Source organism: Pseudomonas sp. IT-P218 (assembly GCF_949767605.1).
Classification (GTDB): domain Bacteria; phylum Pseudomonadota; class Gammaproteobacteria; order Pseudomonadales; family Pseudomonadaceae; genus Aquipseudomonas; species Aquipseudomonas putida_AE.
The window spans coordinates 1-4,380 of record NZ_CATKQQ010000023.1 but is presented as its reverse complement, the minus strand read 5'-3'; the positions used below and the strand labels follow the sequence as shown (position 1 = coordinate 4,380).

Below are 4,380 nucleotides of genomic sequence, written 5' to 3'. Positions count from 1 at the left end.
TTCTCAGCATCCGGATCAGTAGGCAGGAAGCACAAAGGCGCGTCGTCCCTATAAAACGAATGCAGACGGGAAAAATTAGCGAATGAGAATAAGTATCAGGATGGCAAAACATTGTGGGAGCGGGCTTGCTCGCGATAGAGGTGTATCAGACACCATTGATGTCGACTGACACTCCGTCATCGCGAGCAAGCTCGCTCCCACAGGGATTCGGTAATGTTTGCGATTGGGTTAACCCACAGCGGCCATGGCGTGCCGACGATGATGAACTTCAAGCTGATCCTTGATCACCTTGAGCACCTTGGCCTCATGCTCATGAATGAAAAAATGCCCACCCGCCAACATGTCCACGGAAAAGCTGCCGTGGGTTTCCTTGCGCCAGCCCATCAGTTGTTCGGTCGTCGCCCGGTCCGCCTTGCCGCCGAGCACGTGCACCGGGCATTTGAGCAGCGGTCGCTGCATCGGCTCGAAGCGCCCGCACAACTGGAAGTCGGCGCGCAGGATTGGCAACGTCAGGCTCATCAACTCTTCGTTGGCCAGGACTTCTTCGCTGGTGCCGTTGAGGCTGCGCAACTGCTCGATCAACTCGGCATCGGATTTGGGTTCGGCAAATCCACGGTCGTAGTCCTCGCGCAGGGTTGGCGCCGCCGTGCCCGAGGCAAAGAGCGCCACCGGTTCCGGGCAGCCAAGCGAGCGCAAGGCGTGGGCCATTTCGCAAGCGAGCAGCGCGCCCAGGCTGTGGCCGAACAGGGCATACGGCGCCTTGAGCGTGGTTTTTTGTTCCTGTGCGAGCTGCAGCGCCAGACGACGCATGTCGGTATGCAATGGCTCGCCGAAACGGGCACCCCGCCCCGGCAGTTCCACCGGTTGCAGCTTGATCCACTCCGGCAGCTTGCGCCGCCAGCGGCTATAGACCATGGCACTCGCGCCGGAATAGGGCAGGCACAGCAATGTCAGCGGGGGCACGGGGCTTACCTCGAAATGTTGTCTAGGTAAGAGAACGGATAAGCGCCAAGGAGAATTAGTCGGATGAATCCCCCCCTGTGGGAGCGAGCCTGCTCGCGATGGTATGTCAGACACATCGGTGTCGCCTGACACTCCATCGCGAGCAAGCTCGCTCCTACAGGTAAATGCTTTATTTCAAATGGCGATAGCTTTGGATCGCGGAACCGAGGACGACACCCCCCGCCGCAATCGCCAGCCAAAACCCGCTCCGCGCCCCGAACGCATCCACCAGCCACCCCGACCCCGCCGCGCCGATCGCCACGCCAATGCTCAGCCCGGTGACCAACCAGGTCAGGCCTTCGGTGAGTTTGGCCGGCGGCACGATCTGCTCCACCAGGGCCATGGCGACAATCAACGTCGGTGCAAAAAACAGCCCGGCAACAAACACCGCCAGGGACAACCCGAGAATGTTCACCGCCAGCAGCAGCGGCAAGGTCGTCACCGCCGTCGCCACTCCACCATAGAGAAACAAGCGCGGCAGCGGCACTTTCGAGCGCAACGCGCCGAACGCCAACCCCGCCAGGCACGAACCGATCGCATACACCGACAACACGATGCTCGCTGCGGCTGGCTGGCCCTGTTGCTGGGCGAAGGCCACGCTGACCACATCCACCACCCCGACGATGGTGCCCATGGCGACCATCAACAGCATCAGCCACTGGATGTCCACGGAGTGGATGATCGATGCGGCATGCTGTTCTTCGTGGGGATGCACCGGCGGCTCGGTGCCGCGTTGCAACACGAACGCCGTGACCCCGATCGCCAGCATCAGCAACGCCGCCAACGGCCCCGCCTCGGGGAACGCCACCACGCACAACCCCACCGACAAGGGTGGCCCGACGATGAAGCAGACTTCGTCCAGCACCGACTCCAGGGCGTAGGCGGTTTGCAGTTGCGGCTGGCCGCGATAGAGCTCGGTCCAGCGCGCCCGAACCATCGCTGACATGCTCGGCATACAGCCGGCGATCGCGGCGAACACAAACAACGTCCACTGTGGTGCCTGCAAACGGGTGCAGAGCAGCACCATCAACAGCGCCCCGCCCCCGATCAGCGCTGACACCGGCAAGATCCGGCGCTGACCAAAACGGTCCACCAGCCGCGACACCTGCGGTGCACAAAACGCTGTCGCCAGCGCGAACGTCGCCGCCACTGCACCCGCCAAACCGTAACCACCCTGCAACTGCGAGAGCATGGTGATCAGGCCGATACCGGTCATGGAAATCGGCATGCGCGCGATCATTCCGGCCAGCACGAAGGCGCCGCTGCCAGGGGCTTTGAACAGTTCGCGGTAGGGATTTGCCATGGGTGCGGGTCTCGACAAGGATCTGCAAGTTGCCATAAACGCTGATCGAGGGGAAAGCAGCCAATTGTTGCTTGAATGTGAAGGCCCCATCGCCAGCAGGCTGGCTCCCACAATGACTGATGTACACCCATCCAAGGTGGGAGCCAGCCTGCTGGCGATAGGGCCAGAACAGTCACCGCAAAATGAACTCCAGCCCGCCAAGACCAGTCAGCTATTTAGGCCCTCAGCTCCCGGAGCCCCAATGCCCGACCACGAACGCCAAAGCCCCATCGACGCCCACGGCATCATCGGCGACATGCGCAGCGCCGCGCTGGTCAATGACAAAGGCAGCGTGGATTTTTTCTGCTGGCCGGAATTCGATAGCCCGTCGATTTTCTGTTCGCTGCTGGACACCCCCGAGGCCGGTATATTCCAGCTGTCCCCGGACCTGCCTGACGCTCGCCGCGAGCAAATCTACCTGCCCGACACCAACGTCCTGCAAACCCGCTGGCTCAGCGATCGCGCCGTGGTGGAAATCACCGACCTGCTGCCCATCGGCGACACCGAAGACAACCTGCCCGTGCTGATGCGTCGGGTCCGGGTAGTCAGCGGCCAAGCGACGTTTCACCTGCGCTGCGCCGTGCGCCATGACTACGCGCGCGCCCGCACCCTCGCCCGCCTGGATAAACAGGACGTGATCTTCGAAGCCGCCGATCAGCCGTCCCTGCGCCTGGCGACGGATCAGGTCATGCGCATCGAAGGCCAGGCAGCGGTCGCCGAATTCACGCTCAAGCAAGACCAGACCGCCGAGTTCCTCCTTGGCGACATCGACGACCCGCGCTTCAAGGAAGGGGCGGCCACACTGTGCCTGGAACGCACGCTGAAGTTCTGGCGCGACTGGATCGGCCAGTCCAATTACCGAGGCCGCTGGCGGGAAATGGTCAACCGCTCGGCCCTGGCGATGAAGCTGCTGACGTCGCGCAAACACGGCGCAATCCTCGCTGCGGCGACCTTCGGCCTGCCGGAAGTCACTGGCGGCGAACGCAACTGGGATTACCGCTACACCTGGATCCGCGACGCGTCCTTCACCGTCTACGCCTTCATGCGCCTGGGTTTCACCGACGAGGCCAACGCCTATATGCGCTGGTTGCGTGGGCGGGTCAGCGATTGCCAGGGCAAACCGATGAAACTCAATATCCTGTATGGCATCGACGGCCGCCAGGAACTGCCGGAAATCGAACTCGCGCACCTGTCCGGCCACGGCGGCGCCACGCCGGTGCGCATCGGCAACCTGGCTTACGCCCAGGTCCAACTCGATATTTTCGGCGAGCTGATGGACGCGGTGTACCTGGTCAACAAATACGGCGAAGCCATTTCCCACGAGGGCTGGAAGCACACCGTGGAAGTGATCGACCAGGTCTGTGAAACCTGGCAGCAGGAGGACGTCGGGATCTGGGAAATGCGCGGCGAACAGCACCACTTCCTGCACTCGCGACTGATGTGCTGGGTCGCCCTGGACCGGGCGATCCGTCTCGCCTCGAAACGCTCCTTGCCCGCGCCGTTCGCCCGCTGGGACCAGACGCGCCAGGCCATCTATTCGGACATCTGGGACAACTTCTGGAACGAAGAGCGCGGGCACTTCGTACAGCACATCGGCGGCACCGGCCTCGACGGTTCGATGCTGCTGATGCCGCTGGTGCGCTTCGTCAGCGCCAAGGACCCGCGCTGGCTCGCGACCCTCGACGCCATCGAGAAAAACCTGGTGCGCGACGGCATGGTCTACCGCTACCACAATGACGACAACCACATCGACGGCCTGCCCGGCACCGAAGGCGCCTTCGCCGCGTGCTCATTCTGGTACGTCGAATGCCTGGCCCGTGCCGGTCGGGTGGAACAGGCTCATCTGGAATTCGAACAACTGCTCAGGTACGCCAATCCACTGGGGTTGTACGCCGAAGAATTCGACAGCCACGCGCGGCACATGGGTAATACCCCGCAGGCACTGACGCACCTTGCGTTAATAAGCGCGGCGTGTTTTCTGGACAGGAAATTGAGTGGCGAAAAGAGTGTTTGGCAGCCGTGAAACCGTTTCGCCG

General features: G+C 62.4%; 3 protein-coding genes. 1 reads left to right on the top strand and 2 read right to left on the bottom strand.

All coding sequences use genetic code 11. The features are described from left to right. Window positions 1–228 precede the first annotated feature (228 nt). A complete protein-coding gene (locus ACM6I6_RS16545) occupies window positions 229–963 on the bottom strand; it encodes a thioesterase II family protein (RefSeq protein ID WP_414920260.1) in 735 nt (244 codons plus the stop codon). A gap of 169 nt (window positions 964–1,132) precedes the next feature. Beyond that, the gene (locus ACM6I6_RS16540; RefSeq protein WP_414920259.1) at window positions 1,133–2,305 is read right to left on the bottom strand and encodes an MFS transporter; all 1,173 of its coding nucleotides are present in this window, start codon (window positions 2,303–2,305) and stop codon (window positions 1,133–1,135) included. Between the two features lie 241 nt (window positions 2,306–2,546). Between ACM6I6_RS16540 and ACM6I6_RS16535 the strand changes: the two genes are divergently transcribed. Continuing rightward, complete coding sequence (locus ACM6I6_RS16535; RefSeq protein ID WP_414920258.1) at window positions 2,547–4,367, top strand: glycoside hydrolase family 15 protein; 1,821 nt, start codon at window positions 2,547–2,549, stop codon at window positions 4,365–4,367. The last annotated feature ends 13 nt before the right edge of the window (window positions 4,368–4,380 follow it).